This window comes from Rubritalea sp. (assembly GCF_051252225.1).
In the GTDB taxonomy this organism is placed as follows: Bacteria; Verrucomicrobiota; Verrucomicrobiia; order Verrucomicrobiales; family Akkermansiaceae; genus Rubritalea.
Map to the genome: position 1 here is coordinate 149,716 of NZ_JBPOGE010000006.1, position 20,803 is coordinate 170,518.

At 46.1% G+C, this 20,803-nt stretch carries 16 protein-coding genes; 12 read left to right on the forward strand and 4 right to left on the reverse strand.

Annotated features, from left to right (window positions below; all coding sequences use genetic code 11):
• The first annotated feature begins 8 nt into the window (after nucleotides 1–8).
• From ACSHX2_RS07965 to ACSHX2_RS07995, 7 genes are all read left to right on the forward strand, one after another.
• Nucleotides 9–1,025: an AAA family ATPase gene (locus ACSHX2_RS07965; RefSeq protein ID WP_435692279.1), complete on the forward strand. Its 1,017-nt coding sequence runs from the start codon at nucleotides 9–11 to the stop codon at nucleotides 1,023–1,025.
• 35 nt (nucleotides 1,026–1,060) lie between these two features.
• Nucleotides 1,061–2,857, forward strand: coding sequence for a hypothetical protein (locus ACSHX2_RS07970; protein WP_435692281.1), 1,797 nt, complete (start codon nucleotides 1,061–1,063; stop codon nucleotides 2,855–2,857).
• Nucleotides 2,858–2,865: 8 nt separating this feature from the next.
• The gene (locus ACSHX2_RS07975) at nucleotides 2,866–3,870 is read left to right on the forward strand and encodes an ABC transporter ATP-binding protein (protein WP_435692282.1); all 1,005 of its coding nucleotides are present in this window, start codon (nucleotides 2,866–2,868) and stop codon (nucleotides 3,868–3,870) included.
• Between the two features lie 2 nt (nucleotides 3,871–3,872).
• Nucleotides 3,873–5,327: an ABC transporter permease gene (locus ACSHX2_RS07980; protein ID WP_435692284.1), complete on the forward strand. Its 1,455-nt coding sequence runs from the start codon at nucleotides 3,873–3,875 to the stop codon at nucleotides 5,325–5,327.
• Nucleotides 5,314–6,192 carry a DUF58 domain-containing protein gene (locus ACSHX2_RS07985; RefSeq protein ID WP_435692286.1) on the forward strand — a complete coding sequence of 293 codons (879 nt, stop codon included), beginning with the start codon at nucleotides 5,314–5,316 and terminating at the stop codon, nucleotides 6,190–6,192. Before ACSHX2_RS07980 ends, ACSHX2_RS07985 begins: the two co-directional genes overlap by 14 nt.
• Nucleotides 6,192–7,925 carry a vWA domain-containing protein gene (locus ACSHX2_RS07990; protein WP_435692287.1) on the forward strand — a complete coding sequence of 578 codons (1,734 nt, stop codon included), beginning with the start codon at nucleotides 6,192–6,194 and terminating at the stop codon, nucleotides 7,923–7,925. Before ACSHX2_RS07985 ends, ACSHX2_RS07990 begins: the two co-directional genes overlap by 1 nt.
• Before the next feature lie 174 nt (nucleotides 7,926–8,099).
• Nucleotides 8,100–10,634, forward strand: coding sequence for a VWA domain-containing protein (locus ACSHX2_RS07995; RefSeq protein WP_435692289.1), 2,535 nt, complete (start codon nucleotides 8,100–8,102; stop codon nucleotides 10,632–10,634).
• 6 nt (nucleotides 10,635–10,640) lie between these two features.
• Here the strand turns inward: ACSHX2_RS07995 and ACSHX2_RS08000 are convergent, their stop codons facing one another.
• The gene (locus ACSHX2_RS08000) at nucleotides 10,641–11,234 is read right to left on the reverse strand and encodes a hypothetical protein (protein WP_435692291.1); all 594 of its coding nucleotides are present in this window, start codon (nucleotides 11,232–11,234) and stop codon (nucleotides 10,641–10,643) included.
• Between the two features lie 71 nt (nucleotides 11,235–11,305).
• The gene (locus tag ACSHX2_RS08005; RefSeq protein ID WP_435692293.1) at nucleotides 11,306–11,773 is read right to left on the reverse strand and encodes a hypothetical protein; all 468 of its coding nucleotides are present in this window, start codon (nucleotides 11,771–11,773) and stop codon (nucleotides 11,306–11,308) included.
• A 327-nt stretch (nucleotides 11,774–12,100) separates the two neighbouring features.
• On the opposite strand from ACSHX2_RS08005, the gene ACSHX2_RS08010 reads away from it, so the two are divergent.
• Both ACSHX2_RS08010 and ACSHX2_RS08015 read left to right on the forward strand, forming a co-directional pair.
• On the forward strand, nucleotides 12,101–12,823 hold the full coding sequence (locus ACSHX2_RS08010; protein WP_435692295.1) for a DUF1287 domain-containing protein: 723 nt from the start codon (nucleotides 12,101–12,103) through the stop codon (nucleotides 12,821–12,823).
• 183 nt (nucleotides 12,824–13,006) lie between these two features.
• The gene (locus ACSHX2_RS08015) at nucleotides 13,007–13,969 is read left to right on the forward strand and encodes a 6-phosphofructokinase (protein WP_435692297.1); all 963 of its coding nucleotides are present in this window, start codon (nucleotides 13,007–13,009) and stop codon (nucleotides 13,967–13,969) included.
• A gap of 78 nt (nucleotides 13,970–14,047) precedes the next feature.
• Here ACSHX2_RS08015 and ACSHX2_RS08020 read toward each other — a convergent pair whose 3' ends face one another.
• Entirely contained in the window at nucleotides 14,048–15,076 is a 1,029-nt protein-coding gene (locus tag ACSHX2_RS08020) for a hypothetical protein (protein WP_435692299.1), read from the reverse strand.
• A 105-nt stretch (nucleotides 15,077–15,181) separates the two neighbouring features.
• On the opposite strand from ACSHX2_RS08020, the gene rseP reads away from it, so the two are divergent.
• A complete protein-coding gene (gene rseP, locus ACSHX2_RS08025) occupies nucleotides 15,182–16,657 on the forward strand; it encodes an RIP metalloprotease RseP (protein WP_435692301.1) in 1,476 nt (491 codons plus the stop codon).
• Nucleotides 16,658–16,694: 37 nt separating this feature from the next.
• On the opposite strand, the gene ACSHX2_RS08030 is transcribed toward rseP, so the two are convergent.
• Nucleotides 16,695–17,159: a M50 family metallopeptidase gene (locus ACSHX2_RS08030; protein WP_435692303.1), complete on the reverse strand. Its 465-nt coding sequence runs from the start codon at nucleotides 17,157–17,159 to the stop codon at nucleotides 16,695–16,697.
• Nucleotides 17,160–17,647: 488 nt separating this feature from the next.
• Here ACSHX2_RS08030 and ACSHX2_RS08035 point away from each other — a divergent pair, with 488 nt between their 5' ends.
• Nucleotides 17,648–18,199: an RNA polymerase sigma factor gene (locus tag ACSHX2_RS08035; protein WP_435692305.1), complete on the forward strand. Its 552-nt coding sequence runs from the start codon at nucleotides 17,648–17,650 to the stop codon at nucleotides 18,197–18,199.
• A gap of 3 nt (nucleotides 18,200–18,202) precedes the next feature.
• Nucleotides 18,203–20,779, forward strand: a complete 2,577-nt coding sequence (locus ACSHX2_RS08040) for a YfbK domain-containing protein (protein WP_435692307.1) — start codon at nucleotides 18,203–18,205, stop codon at nucleotides 20,777–20,779.
• Nucleotides 20,780–20,803: the final 24 nt, after the last annotated feature.

Genomic DNA, 20,803 nt, shown 5'->3' on the forward strand with positions numbered 1-20,803 from the left:
GATAAAATATGGATTACGTGACAGAAGCAGAATTAGAGGAATCTGTGCAAAAAGTTAATGTTCTAAGAGACACACTGAATGGAGTTTTGTTTGGTCAGTCTGAGTTGATAGATTTAGTCCTAACAGGTATACTGGCACGTGGACACATCTTGCTAGAAGGCCTACCAGGTCTTGGTAAAACGGAACTGGTGAAGGGCCTTTCAAAATCGTTAGGATTAAGTACGAAGCGAGTTCAGTTTACCCCCGATTTATTACCAGGAGATATTACCGGAAATCCAGTTTTACAGGAGGTTGATGGGGTTCGAAATTTTGTTTTTCAAGAAGGGCCATTGTTTTCGAACATAGTATTAGCTGACGAGATCAACCGTGCTTCTCCAAAGACTCAATCGGCACTACTAGAAGCCATGCAGGAGCGTTCTGTCACCGTATTGGGTGAGTCACATTCTCTGCCATTGCCCTTTTTTGTTTTAGCTACTCAGAACCCAATTGAGCTTGAGGGGACTTACCCACTTCCTGAGGCCCAGTTAGATCGCTTCTTGTTTAAGCTAGAAGTGCAGAAAAACAACGCAGCTACATTACAACAGATCGTACTGAATCGTGAACTTGGCTCAGAACCCGAAGTAGCGGAGGTTATGGGGTTTGAGGACTTTGAGCAGCTTTTATTAGATGTGCGTCGAGTGTATTTAGATGAAGTAGTAGCAAACTATATAGCTCGATTAGTGACTGCAACACACCCAGGTGAGTCAAAATCATCAACTCACATTAAGTACGGATCGAGTCCTCGTGCGGCACTGTCATTGGCTTCGGCTGCTAAGGCTAGAGCGTTTATGCTGGGTCGTGGACATGCGAGTTTCGAGGATGTGAAGTTTGTCGCACCAGCTGTGCTAAGGCACCGAATTCTCTTAGGGTACAATGCACAAGTAGAAGGTGTCAGTGTCAATCAGGTGGTTGAGGAGTTAATCAATGAAATACCTTTTCAAGATATAGACACGCCTAAAACTCTCAAAACAGTGGCAACCAAATGAAGTTACTTACCTCCATAATTGTATTATTTAGCTGCATGAGTCAGCTATGGGCTCAGTACACTATTTCAGACCATGAGTATCCTAAAGGTATAGCCTCTATCAGGGTCGAGAGCCTTTATGGGACTGTTCCTAACAGGGGCTTTTTACCTATAGAAGTAGAGCTTACAAACAACTCCAGTGTATCACGCTCATGGATGCTTGGATTTAACTCTTCAGATGGCTCCTCGCCTCGATGGGGTTTTGGTAACAATCAGGATAATACGATGGTAAGTAATTACTTGCTCGATTGTCCCGCCGGTGAGGTGAAAACATACCAGTTGCTGGTTCCAATAGTGACGATGTTCGAGTCTATCCACGGTGGCAGTGATCCAAGTGAGCTTGAGCTACATGTAGAAGTAAATTCCAAAGGCCTCGAAAAATTAGAGGACTCTATGTCTACCGAGGCTCTCATCGAGTGGCCATCGGTTTTGATGAGTGAGGATTTATTTACTGAAAATGGATCTATTCTGAATGACTACCTTCAAAAGAGCCATCTATCGGGTAGCTCTCGTTCTTCGAACATAGAATTTGCAGGTAAGTTTCAGCCCGGTGAGCTACTTTCAGATTGGCGGGCATATAGTGGATATGATTCCATTATTTTGAGCGATACAGCTTGGTTTAAAGTGGATTCAGCTGCTCGGGAGTCCCTATTAGAATGGAATCGTCTGGGTGGAGCTCTCATTATAGCTACGAGTGATAGAGCGTTGAAGCTTTCACAGTTAGGTTTCGAATTAGAAAAGGGTGCCTATACCCGACGTTCACTAGGAGAGGTGCACATGGTGTATACTCAGAAAAACGGAAAACTTGGAAAAGTACCGTTGACGTCACTAGTGAGAGGGGCTGGGGCAAAAAAAAGTTTCTCACATAAGCCATTCGCTAGGCAAATCAATGAAGACTACGATTTGGTTCATTGGGGGCTCTACAAGGATTTAGAGGGGACGGATTTTAAGCCTCTGTATTTGGTAATGATTCTGTTGGTATTCGGGATTCTTGTAGGACCGATCAATCTGTTTGTTTTTGCAAAATCAGGGAAAAGGCATCGTTTGTTCATTACAACTCCATTGATAGCGATTGGTACGAGTTTGGTGCTGCTTGTTGTGATTGTGGTTCAAGATGGATTTGGAGGAACTGGCCAGCGGGTTCAACTTGTAGAGGTGCGTGCCGATGATGGTGAGTATAAGGCATATGTAAAACAGCAGCAGTTTTGTCAGACAGGTGTGCTATTTGGGGGAGATTTTGAATCTCGAGTGTCCATGATTATGAGTCCAGTTCCGCTCCAACCGTCACGTATGGCCCGTGTCACAGTGGACAATGCCGGCGGTGAGAGTAGCTATCGAGTGCAGCTGACTCCTGAGGGTATGGTGGCGGAAGGTGACTGGTTCCAGTCTCGTTCACAGCTGGCACATTATATTGAGGCAGTAGTTCCGATGCGGGGAAGAATTGCATTATCAGGCAGTGCTGAGCGGCCGGAACTATACTCAAGCTTTGATTTTATTATTGAGGAATTGCTCTACCAAGACGCCAACGGAAAATGGTTTAAAAGTGAGGGTGAAGTAAAGCAGGGAGCAAAGGTCACGATGAGAGAGCTAAAACACCATGAGGTGAGTAGTATCATAGAAGAAGGAACTCAGAAATTTAATAAGGAGCTCACAAGAAAGATTAAGGAAATGGTCTGGTTACGCAAATCTTCATTCATTGCTCTTACTCAACAAGCTCCAGGTATAGACACGCTTTCCTCTGTCGACTGGGAAAAAACCTATTCCGTATTCACCGGTCCAGTAGTTCCAAACTAATTTAATAGATGTCCTCAATAGTAGTTAATAATTTAAAACGCCATTTTGGGCCACTGAAGGCTGTAGATGGTTTATCTTTTGAAATTGATGCAGGTTCAGTTTGTGGTTTTGTCGGCGCTAATGGCGCAGGTAAGACTTCCACCATGCGCATCATGGCAACCCTGGATTACGCAACCTCAGGTACGGTTGAAATCTGTGGTCATAATGTTCTCAATGCTCCGCAAAAGGTAAGGTCTTTGTTAGGTTGGATGCCTGATGATTTTGGGAATTACGATAACATGACGGTGTTAGAGTACTTAGATTTTTACGCACGTACTTTAGGATACCATGGTAAAGAGCGGCAGATGAGGGTGCAAGAGGTGATGGAGTTTGCTGACCTACTTCCACTTGCTGATCGCATGTCAAATAAGCTCTCCAAGGGTATGACCCAGCGACTATGCTTGGGCCGTTCGTTGATTCATGACCCAGAGGTCTTAATCATGGACGAGCCAGCCGCTGGTTTAGATCCAAAGGCGCGAGTAGAGTTAAAAAATCTTATACGTCTACTTTCTGAGGAAGGTAAAACGATTTTTATCTCGTCCCACATTTTGTCAGAACTGGGTGAGATGTGTGATACGCTTTTATTCATCAATGGTGGAAAGATCGTCCACCATGGGGATTCGGATTCACTGAAGCACAGTTCCGATATTTCTGGTGGAAGTATCTATGATATTAAAGTCATAGGGGATCCAAGTAAGGTGGCGTCATGGGTTCTAACAGCGCCTAATACACAACTTATTGAGGAGAGGAAAGAAGGCGGACGAATTCGCATAGATTCAAGTACTCCAGAAGTGGCGGCACGTGTTCTACAGGGAATGATAAAAGATGGCCTGATGATTACAGAATTTCACAAGGAACAGCGAAATTTGGAGGATGCGTTTATTGATATATTGGGGCAACTGGAGAGTGGTAATACTCAGGTAACGACCCCGCCTCCATTGCCAAGTGTGCTAGCAAGTTCAGCTAAGAATTGAGTATGAGTGATACAATTAAAATAGATCCCGTGGTAGAAAAGGTTACAGACTTTTCTGACAAGATGAATCCTATGCTGGTGAAGGAGCTTAGGCAGGGGCTACGCGGAGTGGGCTTCCTTATACTGTTTTTGGCCCTGCAGGCGTTGATGATGTTGGTGATGATCGGTTACGGTTTCGCCGCATCCTATGACAATTCGGGTGAGAGTCTATCGACCTCCATTTTCATCTTTTTTGCATTGGCGGTGCTAGTAGTGCAGCCCTTACGCGGAATGAATACGATAGCTTCAGAAATGAAGAATAAGACTATCGATTTGATGGTGCTTACTAATTTGAGTGCATGGCGTATTGTCTACGGAAAATGGATTTCATTGGTAAGCCAGTCAGCGCTTATTTTTGTGACTCTCATGCCGTATATGATCATGCGCTACTTCTTTGGTGGAATGCATCTCTTTGCGGAGATTACCCTCTTTATATTTCTCTTTCTGACATCAATGGTAGTGACGGCAGTCGCAGTGGGGATTTCAGCGATTCCTTCTATGATTTTGCGCGGTATTGTGGCTGTCATTGGCCTGTGCTTCATGATTCCCTATGCTGTGTTCGGGGTAGCAATGGGCGGCTATGAAAACCTGGTAGAGATATTTACCATATACGATAAAGATGTGATCTATGCGTTAATTGCATATATTGCGTCCTGTGTTTTTGTGACCTGGCTTAGCTTAGACTTTGGAGCATCAGTGATTGCTCCCCTTGCAGAAAATCGCAGCACAGCACGTAAATTGATAGGTTTTGGAGCGATAGTGATTACAGGTATTTTGATACTCAGGGTTGATGAACAAGCCGCCATTCTTATTTCTCTTCTCTTGCTTATTCCTTTATCTATTATTGCTCTTTCCGAGCATTGCTATCTTGTGCCGCAAGTCTGTGTGCCATTTGTAAAGAGAGGGGTTGCCGGAAAAATATTAGGGCGTATTCTTTATCCAGGGTGGGCTACAGCCGTGATCTATGTGGGGCTGTTGTTTGTGTGGATACAGGTGTTAAATATTATAGCGGGTAATGAATTTTCTGATGACCAGTTTCATGCCTTTGTGGTGAATACCTTTGCGGTTCTTTTGTTCCCGTTAGTTATCTGCCGTTTCTTTTTTAGGAAGTTGGTGAATCTAATAGGTCATTATCTTATCGCACTAATATTCTCAGGTGTTTTAGCTCTGGTGATTTATATTATCGCTGAGTCAACGGATCAAAAAACCATACTTATGTTCTTCTTCTGGATACCGATGGTGAACTACTTCGGCATAGAGGAAATACGAGGGCAGCGTGAAACGTATGTGATACTCTCATATGTTTTGACCGCCGTTTATGCTGTGATTTCCCTCTTACTCGCTCGGCCAGTATGGAGGCACATAAGAGAGTCTGAAAAATCTGCAGAGCACCTATTGAGTTCCGATGAGCCTAAGTAAAGTTGATTTACCCAGTGCTATTGCGCAGGCCAAAGCCTGTGTAGAACGCGTTTCATTACCTCTAAGGAGTAAAACATGGCGTGGTCAGGCTGGCGAGTTTGCTGGTGCGGGCTCGGGGTCGTCACTCGACTTCCATGACCATAGGACTTACCAGCCAGGTGATGACCCTCGTCATATTAATTGGCAAGCATATGCGCGCACTGGGTCTTATACAATGAAGCTATACCGTGAAGAAGTGCGCCCTGTAGTGGATGTTATCATGGATGTTTCAAACTCCATGTTTTATGAACAAACGAAGGCTCAGCGGACTGTGGAGGTATTTCTGGCAGCTTGTCATTCAGCCCTTCAACATGGAGCCTCTCTGCGTATACAGCTAGTTAGTGGCTCAGTAAGTAGGGCTCTGCCAGTGGATTTATTATCGAGCGACAAATGGGTTTCTCTTATCGAAGGTATGGAGAGAACTGAAGCCGTACCAAGTATTCAGAACTTACAGCTTCGCTCGAATGCTATTCGTATTTTCATTTCAGATACTCTCTATGAGGTTGAGCCTACTCAGTTGGTTAAAAGCCTGTGTGCTGGTCACAGTAGCTTGATTATCTTAGCTCCTTTTAATAATGATGAGGCGAACCCTAAGTGGAGGGGGAATTGTCAATTTGTGGATGTTGAAAATGGTCATGAGCAGTCCCACCATATTGATAACTCTAGAATACATACCTATCAGCAAAGCTATTTGAGGCATTTTGAATTATGGAAAAATCAGTCTCAAAGACATCACGCGAGTTTCTCTAGAGTGAGTGCAGCTCTTGGTCTGTTAGATGCACTCTCAGTGGAAGCGATACCGAATGGAGGATTTCAGTTGAAGTAATGAGTTTCTCAAATCCATTTGGTTTTATAGCTCTACTTGGGATACCAGCTATCTTGCTGATTCATTTTTTTCAGCGTCGCTCGCAGCCTGTGTATGTGAGCACCCTATTTTTACTCGATCGCGGTACTCGTGAGTCATTACAAGGGAGACGCATTGACAGGTTAGTCCAATCGATACCGATGTGGATGCAGTTGTTACTGGTGCTGCTACTTACGTTCCTACTAGTCAAACCAGTGGTGTTTGAAAAAAAGCTGACTCAGCGTGTAGCGATTGTGGTCGATAGCTCTGCATCAATGCGAGTGTTCGAAGATGCTGCTAAGATTAAGTTAGAGAGTATTTTGAGTGATTATAAAGGAAGCGCTGAACACTTAGAATTATTCCTGCTAGATTCTGATGCGTATGAGTCGCCCTTGTATCATGGTGATTCAGATGATGAACTGATGCTGTCTTTGAAAGAGTGGGAGCCAATCAAAGCTGCACATAGTTCTGTGTATAGTCTCAAGATGGCGCGTAGTTTAGTTGGGGCAGATGGTGAAGTCGTCTTTATAACAGATGTAATGCCAGATAAAACTGTGGCAGATAGTCATGTGTATTCAGTGGGTGAAGACATCGCAAATTGTGGTTTCACAGGCATTCAATTTCAAGAAGAAGGTGAGCAACTGTACTGGCAGGTAAGTGTCAGGAACTATAGTGCATCTGTGCAGGAAAGAAGCTGGGTGTTAATCGCTGATGGTAAAAAGATCACCAATCCGAAGGTGATAGAGCTAGGACCGAATCGGGTATTGACCCTGCGTGGTCAGTTCCCAGTGGGAGCGCGGATGTGTGAGCTGCGTTTGAATGAAGACGACTTTACTTTGGATGATAGATTACCTTTTGTTCGACCTGTGCAGAAGATGCTTAAGCTACAATCAGCGACTCCTAATATGGACCTCATCCAGAAACTGATAGAGAGCTTTGATGGGGTAGAGAGCACTGAAGACGTTGATATATGGGTTGTGGCAGCACATTCACTAAGCCAAGTAGATGACGCGTGTATGGCATCGATCATCGCTTCTGATTATACTGGGCAGTACTTAACTGGAGAGTTGGTGTCAGAGCCACATGCCTTGATGGATGGGGTGAACTGGCAATCACTTCTAGTAGGTGAATGCCGTGGAGCAGATTTATTAGATAGTGATGCTGTGTTACTGTGGCAGGGAGAAAAGCCGCTCATTTTACTACGCCAAAAGGAGGCTCCACAGCTTATTTTTAACTTCGACTTAGCTCGTTCTAATGCGTTCAAGCAGGAAGCTTTTGCGGTTCTTCTATGGCGCTATATTGAGGAAGTTCGAAGCCAGACGTCGGCTTTCCATGCGGGTATCGTAGATCTAGGTCAGAAAATTACGATCGCTAGCAAGGAAGAACAACAGCCTATTCAAGTAGAAAGGATTGAGAGTAATGACGAGACTGTTGCATTGATCCAATCAACCGAGGCTCATAGTGTTTATGCCCCAATGGAGCCTAGTTTTTTCAGAATCAAGCAGGGTAGTTTCGTGCATTTTTTGGGAGCAGCATGCTTTGCTGATACTAGAGAGGCAGATTTTGGGCGGTGCTCTACGCAGGAGAGAATGGTGGAGCAATCAGCAATCGCGGAGTTTCAACAATCTGAATCTGAAAGGATGTGGAGGTACGTACTATTACTCTGTTTCATTGCTTTCGGAGTGTCGTGGTTCCAGAAGGGGAAACTACCTTAATTATTGAAATCTATGTCTTTTGTTCATCCAGAATGGTTTTTACTTATTCCCGCAGTTTTATTGTTGGGCTGGGTTATTCGAGGTTTAAATATATGGAGGCCCCTTCGTGTAGTTTGCGTGGTGGTCTTATGTTTAATTCTTAGTGAACCGAGTTTTACTAAGAAAAATCAAGGAATGGATCTGTGGGTGCTCTATGATTATTCTGATTCCACCGAGGGTCAGGTCGCATCGCGCGTTCGTGAATGGAAAGGTATATTACAGTCTGCTAAGCCCACTGCTGACTCAAACTTGAGAGAAGTGGAGTATGCTACGGACGTCTTTGTTAAAGAGAACCAGGTAGAGACTTATTCAGGGGCAAAAAATTTGTCACGTACGCGTCTAGCTATAGAGCATGTGGCTGCCTTAGCTGACTCGGAACGCAACTCGCGTATTTTAGTGTTTAGTGACGGTTACTCCACTGAGCCGCTGGATAATTTGGGAGGTAAACTTAATTCCCTTGGCGTTCCAGTGGACTATCGTTTAGTTAGCGAAGAAGTCGAAGGAGATTATAGAGTGTCGCATATCGAGCTGCCGTCTCGTGTGCAGGTACGTGAACCATTTGTACTAGGGGTGACAGTGAAGGGCTCTGATGATGGGGAAGTACCTCTGAGGGTCTACAAAAATGGTATTCAAATATCAGGTCAAGACACTGTCATTCGCGTGGTAAACGGGGTGGGTAAATCTGAATTTTCTACTCGAATTACTGATTCGGGAGCCTATGAGTTCTCAGTAAAAATATTACCAGAGTCAGATACTCATCTAGGGAATAATACTGCTGAAAAATGGGTAGAGGTTGTTGGTGGACCGCGAGTTATCCTTGTATCGAAGTATCAAAATGACCCGATGGCAGAAGCTTTACGAGCTCAGGGAATCAATGTGCAACTGGTAGATGACCCGTTGAGTCTGAAAGTTGGAATGTTAACTGGCAGTCAGGCAGTTGTAATCAATAATGTTCCTGCATACGAAATTCCCTCCGACTTTTTATTAGGTCTCGACTTTTATGTGCGCGATCAAGGTGGGGGCTTGATGATGGTAGGCGGAAAGCATTCATTTGGTTCAGGCGGTTACTTCAAATCACCAATTGATGAACTTTTACCCATTTCAATGGAGCTCAAGGAGGATCACAGGAAGCTCTCCGTGGCTATGGCGATTGTTCTTGATAGGTCGGGATCAATGGCTGCAGTGGCTGGGGTAGCAGGAATGGGAACAAAAATGGATCTAGCCAATAGTGGGACTGAGGATGCCATAAAGTTGTTAGGTGATTTAGATAGTGTGGCTGTGTACGCTGTAGATTCTAAATCGCATGAGATTGTGCGCCAGCAGCAAATTGCTGGGCACAAGGAACAGATGATTCGAAGGGTACGACGAATCCAGTCTATGGGTGGCGGTATTTATGTGTATACGGGTATGAAAGATGCTTGGGATGCGCTTAAAAAATCTCCAATTGCGACCAAGCATATGATCCTTTTTGCGGATGCGGCAGATGCTGAAGAGCCTGGTGACTACAAGGATCTGATCGCGGAAATGAATACGCAGAATGCAACCATTTCAGTCATTGGTTTAGGTACACGTAGAGATGTAGATGCTGCATTTTTGAGCGACATTGCGAAGCGTGGTAAGGGCAGGGCGTTTTTTACCCAGAAAGCTGCAGAAATCCCTAAGCTGTTTGCTCAAGAAACAGTAACTTTGGCTCGCTCAGCTTTTGTCACGGATGTGACTGGTAGTAAAGCCACCGGATTTTGGGCAGATATTTCTCCCAAGCCTTTTCAGTGGTTGAAACAAGTGGATGCTTATAACCTCTCCTACGCTCGTAATGATGCCACAGTGTCTCTGGTGACTGAAGATGAATACTTAGCACCGCTAGTGGCTCACAGCCGCAGGGGCATTGGTAGGACAATGGCAGTCTCATTTCCCTTGGGAGGCATGCATTCTAATAGAATCAGGGATTGGGACGGTTATGGTGATTTTATACAAACAGTCACGCGCTGGTTGATGGGAGTAGACTTACCTCCAGGTATAGGTCTTCGCCATAAAGTAGTAGGAACTGAGCTTAGTCTTGATCTGCTCTATGATACTGAGGAGTGGGACTTTTCCCAAGATATACCTCTTATAAAACTAATAGAAGAAGACCCCCAGTCAGGTGAGCAAGAGGTGCTTGAGTTGGATTGGCGTAGGATTGCGCCTGGGCATTACTCATTATCGCATAATTTAGCAGAAGGGAATGTAGTAAGAGGGGTCGTACAAGTTAAAAACCATGCGATACCATTTGGTCCACTTGCGATTGGGACGAGTGCAGAATGGGCATTTGACGAGGAAAGATTGAGAGAACTTCGCGGTCTATCTGAGAGCAGTGGTGGACGTGAACTAGTCGATTTAACAAATGCTTGGTTACAACCTAATAGCGAAGTGAGATCTGATGTTCGTGTGCCCTTGTTAGTGGCGTTATTGTTAGCAATGCTTTTGGAAGCATTAGTGACACGTACGGGATGGCAATTTCCTGAATTTAAAAAAATCAGAAGAGAACGACGAAATTTAAAGGGAACGAATATGAAGTCTGAGAAGCCTTCTGAACCCGAATCACATACACCAGTGAGAAAATCAGCCGTAAACAACTCTGAGAGCGGTGGTGCTGAAGCGCGGCGCAAACGCTACAGTAGGGCGAAGCGTTGATCTAGGTTAGACGTGAAAAAAGTGGACCTTTGGAAATTGGTCGGGAAGGTGGAAGTCCGGTTCGGGAGCATTCAGCTTGGCGGCGGAGAGGAATTGTTGCTCGGGAGAGTTGATGATGAAGCATGCATTGAGCCGAGACTCTGCACCAAAATGAAAACGCTTCCGTAGTTGGCTGATCGTTAGAGCTGCAGCGGCCATCCATGAGCCATCATCAGCAATTTCTGCATAGGTAGCGACTTCAGGAAATGGGTGTTCGCCTATTTCAGTGCGAATTCTGGGTGCGCTAAACTCGGCACTCCACCAGGCGCCATTCGGAGCTAGGTTGAATTCGAGATAACGCCCAGATTCAGGATCTAATAAAAAGAACTCCGCTACATCGTATTTCCACAGTTCAGTTTGAAATGCACCTGGCTGAGCATCTGGGTGAAGAGCCGGGGTTTTCTGATGTGCCGCCACAAACCACAGATAGTCTTGATCTACTGCGAAACCAAAAGCGGCCTGAGGCTCTACTTTATTGCCATCCCAATCTTGATCTACACCAAAGAGTGAAAGGTCGAGCGAGCCCCATCGGAGAGGCTTGTCAGAAACTTCGATATTCATAGGCTCAACAAAACCCATTTTGTGGTGCATGCAAACGTGAAAAATGCCGCGTGACGCTTTGAGTATTCAGTTTACTTGCCTTCAGCTTGTTTCTTAATTTTTCTTAAAAGAGAATTGTAGGCTAGTTTACCATTAGCGAGCAACTTGTAGTTGGCGTCCATTAGCTCAGAGCCATTGTGCTCGCGCATGTAGACATCACAGAGAACTGTGTAGTTACCGCCGCCAATATCGACAACTTGTATCTGTGGTTCCGCTGCGACTCCATCGCTGAACCAGCTTCCGTAAACGACTTGAGCGGATGTGCCCCCCCATTTCTGGAAATTAAACCCATGGGCGCTTTGGTTGATGAGACTGAACCCTTCTTCACGGAAACCTTGTAGAATAGCTGCATCTACCCGAGCACGTGAGGTATTTGTTATAGTGGTAGATGCGAAGGCTGATGAGCCTGCTCCACCGAGTCCTACCGAGGAGGCACAACTTGTGAAAGTTAGAAGGCTAGCTGCCGCGAGCATAGAACAAGTGAGTAATGTTTTGATCATAGTGGTAGGTAGTGGGTTTAGTGACTGCTTCTACCAGTTTGGTACTATGCGTGCTATAGGAAACCTTCCGAGTAGTTAAATTACTTCTTGAATAAGGGAGGTGAAAAAGAGGCGCGCTAGCCACGTTTCATGGGTGTCGAATTTGGCTTCTAAAAGGGAAAGCTTTTGATGGCTTTTAATGTTCTTATTATCAATTAATTACGACTGTAGAAAAAAATAATCATGTTAGATGAAAAGTATTGTCTAATGGTCAGTGCAGGTTTACAAATATGCAACTCACTTAATGGGTGATTTTTGTAGGTGATAACACCTTCTAGAGCTTCCTAAATGACACCGATCGAATACATTGGACCGATCCCCCAAAAGAAGAAACGCAAGCCAGTTATTGGTGGTTGGGTGATCCTTCTGATGGCTGGGCTGTTTGTGTCGTATTTCGCTTGGCCCACTTTTGCTGATTATGTGAAAACGCAGCAGGATGTGGCATCGGAAGATAAAGCGACTGTGGCGATTGCACATCTCAAACAGAGTGAGAAATTTGGCGATCAGCTCGCGGCTTCTGCTCTGGAGCGCAGTCAGCACTCTGTGAGTTATGATGCGGCGTATTATAACATTTCATATCCAATGGGTGATATCCCTGCAGGACGTGGAGTCGCGGCAGATGTCATTGTTAGAGGTTTCCGCGGAGTTGGGGTAGACTTGCAAGAGCGAGTACACCAAGACATGCGTGAAAATTTCAGACTTTATCCACAGTTATGGGGTTTGAAAGAAACGGATACTAATATTGATCACCGCCGAGTTCCTAATTTACAGCGATTTTTTGCACGTAACAGTCAAGAAGTTCCAGTGACTCGTGTCGTGGGTAACTATGAGAATGGTGACATTGTCTTCTGGCGTTTGCCGGATGGTGATGCGCATATTGGTATTATAGTTCCAGGTCCTGGATCACGCTTCCATGAGAAGTGGGTGGTACAAAATGTGGGTGAGGGTGTTGAATGGAAAGACGCCCTACTGGACCAAGAGATTATTGGTCATTTTCGCTATGATCAGTGAGTCTTGTTAGGTATCTCGGATTGAGGAGTCTGTGAGAAACGAGAGGGTTTTCATCCTATGCATGGCGTTTTCATGTAATACGTGAAAATTTTGGTTCAGCTGCCCCTTGTGTTTCCGACTAAAGGCTTATAAAAAGTGGGTGTTGTCATTACGGCAATATATTCACCACAACTTATTTTAACCATGGAAGGTATAGCAATTATGACTTCCGGCGGAGATGCCGCTGGAATGAATCCTGCAGTGAAAAGTGCTGTCGATTATTCAATTAGTAAGGGGTTAAAACCGTTCCTCATACGTAATGGCCTTCGCGGCATGATTGATGGAGAGATATCCGCAGCAACACGCGAGGACGTATCAGGCATTCTTCACCGGGGCGGTACTGTTCTGAGGTCATCCCGATCCAAGCGCTTTTTTGAGTACGAGTATCGCAAACAAGCGTATGACAACTTACAGAAACACGGAATCAACAAGCTGATCGTAATCGGTGGCGATGGTTCATTTGCAGCTTTGAATCAATTTTATGCTGACTTTGGAGTCCCTTTTGCTGGGATCCCGGCGACTATCGATAATGACATTCCAGGTACTGATTACTGCTTAGGTGTGGATACGGCGCTGAACATGATTCGCGACAGCGTGGATTCGATCCGAGATACGGCGACCTCATTCAACAGAGCGTTTGTGATCGAGACCATGGGTCGTGACTGCGGCTATCTAGCTATGGTAAGTGCGCTCTCTAGTGGTGCTGAAATATGCATTGTGCCTGAGCTTGAATATGATCTCGACTCGATCGGCCAGCGCCTGCGCAAAGATATAGCAAATGGACGTAGTTCGATTTTAGCTATAGTGGCGGAAGGTACGAACATGGCTGAGTACCTGACGCGCTGGATCACCGTGAATCTAAATATGGAAACGCGACTTACTGTGCTCGGACACGTGCAGCGCGGAGGCTCTCCGACTGTAAATGACCGAATCATGGCCTATAAATTTTCAGTAGCTGCCGTAGATTCACTGCTAGCGGGCCATACCAATAAGATTATGGTGTTTAAGGAGGGGCAGCTAGGCTCACTCGATATTGAGACAGTGAATAGTTCCAAGGTAGAGCTGGATTCACAAATCGTAGAGCTGTGCGGTCACCTCACTAAATAGTTTTTTAGCGCTGATAACGCATTTAAAAAAGCCAAGGCGTCGTGTACGTCTTGGCTTTTTGTTTAGAGAGGAAAAGGCTTAGTCGCGCAGGGTGTGCGATTTATCGATCATGAGGTCGCGGAGGTGGAAGATGTGAATACGAAGGTCCTCGTAGCGATCATCCTCCATATTGAGGGTGTTGCAGGCTGCGATGGCACTGTTACAGGCTTCGAGTGTGCGCTTGAGTACTGCGAGAATATAGCCATTTTCGAGCACGACTTTATCGTCTTCATCCACTGGCCAAGTTTCATCGAGATTATCGTATATATAGGCGACAGAGAGCGCTAAGTCACCGCGCGGTCCCTGATCGAGCATGGAGTCACCTAGTAAGTCTAGAGCTGTTGATTGCACGAGGATCGCATGCTGCACGAGCGGCTCGCGCCCTTTAATACTGACCTCTTCGATCTCGTATTCTACTACTACTTCTTCTTCGCCGGGTGGTCCGTCTCCAAGGAACCAGGCGGCCTCTTCTAAGGTGTCGCGCACGCGAAGGCGTTTTTCCCATTCAAATTCATCGACTTCACCCTCGATTTCTTTGACCTCAGACTGAGCCTCTGACGCCGTGAGCATGAGCTCCATAAAGTGTTCCATGGCGGCATTGTTATCAGCACGTTGTTTTTGCTCACCCTTTTCGTCGAGCTCCCACTGGTGGGTGCTGATCGACATTTCGTATTGGGTAGTTTCGAGCATGACGCGGCCGTTTACTAAGCTGTACCACTCGATACTGAGCGCATTCTTCCAGCCGAACTGAATATCTTTAGTCTCCATTTCTAACTCTTCGATTTGTTCTTGAGTGAGAAATGGCGCTTTTATGCGTTTAGACGCTGTCATGTCGCCAACCACTCCTCGCTGGAGTGTGTGTAAGCCCTCAATCACGTCTTTTTGCAAAACGGGTTTGGGGTTTTTGAATTCTATACGGGTGCCAGCTAGATCACGCCAGCAATTCCCTCGGAGTAAGATTTTTACCGGTCGCTCCATGCCCATGATTTCGAGGCCGCCACGGGTAATTCCAGGAGTAGTATTGTCGATCCAGCCTCTTACTATCGCCTTATCAATACGGAATGCCATACTTGCATGATGACTTAAATAGACTAGGCGTCAATATGATGATGAAGGAAATCTGGCTATCCACTTGTCATCACGGTATTTGGCCTTAGATTGCTCAGCAACTGTATGGAAACTTTTCTGACAATCCTCAAAAGCATCGGGTTGATCCTCGCTGTTATCTTTAGCTTTAATGTGATCATTTTTGTCCACGAGCTCGGCCATTTCATGGCCGCTCGCTGGCGTGGGTTGGAGGTGGAGCGTTTCCAGATTTGGTTCGGAAAGCCGATTTGGAAAAAAACGATCAATGGTGTCCAATATGGTTTAGGTTCCATACCTGCCGGCGGATTTGTTGCTTTGCCACAAATGGCGCCGATGGAGTCGATCGAGGGTGGGAATTCTGACCGTGAGAAGCCACTGCCTCCTATTACTCCGCTTGATAAGATTATTGTCGCATTTGCGGGGCCACTTTTTTCCTTTTTACTGGCAGTAGTTGCTGCAGTGGTGTTGTGGCAGGTGGGTAAGCCGAAGGATTTGATCGATACACAGACGGTCGGTTTTGTAGTTCCTGAAATGCCTGCGGCTGTGGCTGGAGTGCTGCCAGGCGATGAAATTCTTAAAATCAATGGCGAGGATGTGATAGGTTTTGCTGGTTCGCTGGATAGTATTTCTGAGCGTGTGGTGTTTAGTAAAGGGGACACGATTACTCTCACAGTAGACCGTCCAGGCGAAGGCTTGATGGACATTGAGTGTGGTTTCTTTGTTCCAGAAGCGAAGAGCTTCCTCAAGCGCGACGGCGTGCGCCAGATCGGAATTTGGCCGTTTGAGCCAGTAGTAGTGGGATCTTTAATGGAAGGCGGCCCTGCTGAGTTTAGTGGCTTCGAGGTGGGTGATCAGGTGCTTTCAGTGGAAGGAATCGAAGTAGAAAGCACACCTCACTTTTCGAGTGTTTTACGTGAACATGAAGGAGAGCTTCTCACCGTGCAAGTGAAGCGTGGCGATGAGGAATTGACCCTCAAAACGATGCCATTAGTACCGAGTAATGGCTATAAAGTGAATCCAGAGATTGATCCTCAACCGATGATAGGCATGAGTTTTGCTGGGCCAGAAAAAGTCACTGAACTTCTTTACCCTAGCCCGTGGGAGCAGATCTCTTCGACTAGCCGTATGCTTTTCGTGACGATAGATGGTCTTACTTCGCAGAATTCTGGAATCAAAATCGAACACCTTTCAGGTCCAGTGGGAATCGGTAAAGTGAAGTACCACATCTTCCAAGGTGAGTACCCACTACGTAGAATGCTCTACTTCTGGGTACTCTTTAATGTCAACCTTGCGATCTTCAACTTACTTCCATTCCCAGTGTTAGATGGTGGTCATATCACTATGGCTGTGGCAGAGGCAATCCGTAAAAAGCCGTTGAATACGCGCTTCCTAGAAGTGATTCAGACTGGCTTCGTAGTCGTTCTTCTTACCGTTTTTGTCTATGTGACTATGAAGGATAGCTTTACTAGCTTTACGGGGGATGCGCCAGAGCGCGACCCGAATACTCCTCAGCTTCCAATCTGGAATAAGGCAGATCTAGAAAAAGCTTTTGGTGAGGCGTAGCAAGACGAGCCCAGTGATAAAACGCCGGGTTCTTTGCTTATTTTTCTTTAGCCTGAGCGAGCTCGAGGTGGTGGACGGCGGCGCGGCCGCTGATCGATTCATTTTCTAACAACTCTTTGGCGATTGCTTTCACGGCTGACCAATTAGCTTTGTTAGAGAGAAGATGCTGGGTTTTATCCAAGGTTTTGTGAATGAGCTTGGTGGCCTGTTTCGGGTTGCCGGCACGGGAGAGGGCGAGCTTTTCGACCATCCGTAAATCTTGGCTGGCACCGACGAGGTTGTATTGACCAGATTTGCGTCCTTCGGCAGCCATTCCAGCGAGCAGGATGAGCATTTCTGCTTCTAGCTTATCTTGAACTTGCTTGGCTCTGCCTTTTTGCATGGTCACGGCGCCAAGTCGATTTTGCGAAGGAATGATGCTTACCTTTTGAACGGAACGGCCCATAAGAATGGCCATCACGGCGTGCCCGGCTTCGTGGTATGCTGTAAGCTCTTTACTCATACGGGAGATGAAAAGGGAGAGTGCGAGATGTTCCAATCTTTATTCCGCAGGGATGCTAAATAGAGCGACGATGAGGCAGATGCGCTTAGTGACTTTATAATACCAATCTGCGATTCAAAAGAGATAAATGTGATTTTACTGAAGCTTGGGGAATAGCGCGTTGCGGAAGAAGTGAAGGCTGGGCGCTATCCTGTTGAATCTGTGTTATTCCTTAGTTACGGTGCTCGCACCGCTCCTTCGTCACGCCTTGATTGACCAGGAAATCACTCCAGCATTAGTCTCTTTTGAATCGCAGATTGGTATAAAATAGCATTCGCTTATCTGGTGCATCTTTTCAGGCGAGCAGTAACGAGAGCTATCGGGATAAAGAGGGAGTTCACTCTAGCTGATTATGAGCCCTAGTTTGTTGAATGTAGAAAAAAGTGAAAAAAGTTCTAAGGATATTCAAAGAGCTGTGTCGTAATAGATAAGACTAGGATTTTCTAAACATGAAATTCTCTTTACCAATGAAGGTAGTAACTCACATAGCGACAGAAAGCTCTCAGAAGGGATCTATAGAAGATCACTTTTATCAAGAAGAGACGCCCCTGCTGCATTATGCTTACAGGTTAGTACGCAGAAAGGAAGTGGCGGAAGAGCTTGTTCAAGAAGCATTTCTCCGTGCACATCAGCACTGGTCGAGTGTGGAAAACCCGAAACCTTGGCTTTACCGAGCGGTTCGAAATCTCGCTCTCAACTATTTACGTAAGCATAAGAGAGAGAGCTTGAGTGATGAAGAGGCAAATACAGCCTTTGAAGAATTGCCAGACAAGCAGGCTAATCAATTAGAGACGGCGAGTAAATTACGCCATTTGATGGGAGAGTTGGAGGAAGTGGATAGGGAGTTGATCCGTTTAAAATACGAAGAAAATCTGAGTTATGCGGTCATTGCTGAGAAGCTAAACATTAGCATCGGGAATGTGGGGTATCGGTTACACCACTTGCTGAAATCATTAGCAGTGTCGCTGAAAAGCGCAGGTGTAGAAGGGAGTGAAGGTTAAATCATGGGTGATGAACTAAAAGAGATGGAAGCACGTATTGTGGCAATGGTTCTGGGCGAAGCATCAGCTTTTGAGGAGGCAGAGCTCATGCGCCACATTGAAAATGATGCGCAGTTAGATGCCTTTTATCTCGAAATGTTAGATGTTCACGGGGCGATTGGTTTAGCAGCAGACCCTATACTAGAAGAGGACTGGAAACTGTCGGATGCACGGCGCAAGTTGGTGCTAGGAAGCTTTGAGAAGGTAGAAGAGGAGCCTGTAGTGGTTACTTATCGCTCCCCATGGAAGAGAGTGATCACTTCCGTGGCGGCTGTCATCGCGATTGTAGGCGGCTTAGCGATGTTGAGCTATGGGCCAGTGATGAAGCAAGTGAAGGGTTCAGAGTCGGTGCGACCACCAGAGCTTGTGTCCTATTATGCTTCACCGTCAGAGGCTGAGGCTCTGGAGAAACCTGAGGTTGTCAATGAGGTGCTGAGAGTTCCATCGGCTCCAGCAAGTAGGATGAGTCAGGTAATTTCATCTGCAGCAGCTAGTAGCATACCCGTACCTGAATTCTCTGAGGAGGTAGCCTCACTCGAGTTTGGTAATGATGCGGATTTTGGAGAAGGATTTAGTGACAATGGCTTTGGAGCGAGTGATGCAGTTTCAGCAAGAGTTGGGCTTGCGGTGAACTCCGACAGCTTGGCTATGGCGAAGCAGCCTGCCGCTCCTCCAGTTATTGCTGCTAGGTCTAGTGGAGCCTTTGAAAGTAAAATGCAAACTGGTGAAGAGAATTGGGGGGAACGCAGTTTAGCGAAATCCGATCACACGGTTGATGAATACGAGGCTGACCCTTTTGCAGATTCGACTCCAAGCGCGAGATACAAGTCTTCACGAGAGAATGCTACTCAGCGGAAAATAGAGGTGAATGGGAATATCGTAGCATCGCCACAAGCTCGCCCGAGGAAAGTGTTGCTGTCCGGCTCATTAGGATCAATGCGTGCTGAAGGTAGTGATTTAAGATTGGATGATCTTGAAGCAGTCCCGGGTGTTGATCCCTTTGCAGATCCAGCGGTCCCGAATATCGTGACACAAGCCAACCGCTCAGGAAGTTATGCATTTCATGAGAGATCAGTTGCCCTAGATATTAAGGGGCATCCAGCGCTACTGCCAGAAATTAAGGGGCATCCAGCGCTACTGCCAGAAATGGATCAGGATCGAGAGCTTGAGGTCGAACCCAGAGAAAAAGCAAAAGAGCTGAAGAAAGCGGAAGAAAAGCCGGTTGAAATTGACGAAATCGAGGCATCAGACACTAGTCATTCAACCTTTTCACTCAATGTGAATGATGCTTCGTTTCAGCTGGCGCGTGCTGCGATGCTAGAGAGAGGTGAATGGCCTGCTGCCGAGTCTGTGAGGACTGAGGAATTTGTGAACGCTTTTGATTACGGAGATTCCAAACCAACGATGGCGCAAAAGGTGAGTTGCGCTCAGGGGCAAGCTGTTCACCCATTTCTCCAGCAACGTAATTTACTCAGGGTGTCTATGAGCACTGCAGCGCTCGGGCGTAAGTCACCACTGAATTTGATGATCTTGTTAGACAACTCGGGATCTATGGAGCGACCTGATAGAAAAGCGATTGTTACTGAGGCTTTGCAAACTTTGGCCGCTCAATTAGGACCAGATGACAGAGTAAGCATGATGAGCTTTTCTCGTGAGACTCGCTTATTGGCGGATCAATGGAATGGGTCCAGAGCTGCTGAGTTAGTAGAGTTAGCAAGGAATCGACCTAGTGAAGGTGGTACAAACCTAGAGCAGGCTATCGTTTTGGGTGGTCAGCACCTAGAGCAACGCGAGCTAGAGGGCACGCAGGCGAGGGTGGTCGTATTCACAGACGGTGCTGCCAATTTAGGTGATGCGGACCCAGAGAGCTTAAGAGCTATTATTGAGAAATTAAGAGATGAGGGAATCGCATTTGACGCCTGTGGAATAGGTGCTGATGGCTTAGATGACGGAATTTTAGAAGCGCTTACTCGAAAAGGTGATGGTCGGTATTATGTGTTAGATTCTGTAGAAGATGCTGCAGATAGCTTTGCTAAGCAGATCGCTGGAGCTCTCCATCCGGCGGCTAAGAACGTGAAAGTGCAAGTGGTGTTTAATCCTCAACGAGTGGGCAAGTATAAGTTGTTAGGTTTCGAGAAGCACCGATTGAAAAAAGAAGATTTCCGGAATGATGCGGTGGATGCGGCTGAAATGGCCGCTGAGGAGAGTGGCTCTGCAGTCTATCAAATCCAGACGAAAGCGGATGGAGAGGGTGCTGTAGGAACTGTGTTCGTCCGATTCAGAGATCTTGCCACTGGGCAGATGGTGGAACGCAACTGGGCGATACCCTATATCGTGAACGCAGTATCGCTCGAGGACGCTGAGGCATCCCTACAGCTGGCCTCTGTAGCATGTTTACTAGGAGAGAAACTTCACCAGAGTGACGCTGGGAGTGTCGATTTTAGCCAACTCACAAGAGTGAAAGGTAGGCTGAAGTATCACTATCAAGAAAACCAAAAAGTCCAAGATCTCCTGCGCATGGTTGAAATGACGACGCGTTAGGAATTTACATTCATTTTACCCAAC